At 68.2% G+C, this 751-nt stretch carries 1 protein-coding gene; it reads left to right on the top strand.

Annotated elements, in window-relative coordinates:
* Nucleotides 1-95: 95 nt before the first annotated feature.
* A partial coding sequence (locus AB0N07_RS46380; protein WP_365846248.1) for a putative transposase occupies nucleotides 96-751 on the top strand: 656 nt, incomplete at its 3' end.

Here is a 751-nt window from a genome sequence, read left to right as displayed (position 1 = left end):
ACCATGCGGTAGCCAATACACCCCGATTCGTCGGATTCGGGAATGTTGCCACAACGGACTGAAGTGACGCGAAAGCCTTCAAACCGCACTCTGAGGTGCCGGAGACGTTCGCGTCGCTGCGGACGTCCACGTCGCGCCGGGCGGATGATGCGGGCTTGCTGTGTGCGGTGACGTTGGCGTTCGGGCTGGGGATCTCCTCCCTCGAAGGGGCGAAGCTGCTGGACCGGCGAGAAGCCGGCGTGCTGGCAGGTCTGGAATGCCTGCCGGAACTGCGCACGCTGCGCCCACAGCTGGCCCAGATCGCCGACAACTGCGATCCGCTGGCGGTGCAGCGGCAGCTGGCCTCGGCGATGCTCGCCGCCGACGCGCCCGCGCTGGGCGTGTACTACGTGGACGACCACTTCGTGCCCTATGCCGGGGCCCGCCCGGTGGGCCGCGGCTGGAACAACAAGCGCAAGCAGGCCCAGAAGGGCCGTGGGGACACGCTGGTCACCGATTACCGGGGCCGCGCGGTGGCGTTCCTGACCGGCGAGCCCTCCGGACTGACGAAGACCCTGCCCGAGGCACTGGAGCAACTACGCGCCATCACCGGCGACGATGCCAAGCTGATGCTGGGCTTCGACCGCGGCGGAGCCTACGCCTCGGTGTTCAACGTGTGCCGGGCCTTCGATACCGACTGGATCACCTACCGACGCGGCAAGCTGAAGGTGTCCCTGGTCAAACCCACCGCGCGCCCCTACCCTCCCGCCGA

This window comes from Streptomyces sp. NPDC051172 (assembly GCF_040682555.1).
Classification (GTDB): domain Bacteria; phylum Actinomycetota; class Actinomycetes; order Streptomycetales; family Streptomycetaceae; genus Streptomyces.
Note: the sequence above shows the minus strand (reverse complement) of the source record. Positions and strands in the feature narration are given on the sequence as shown.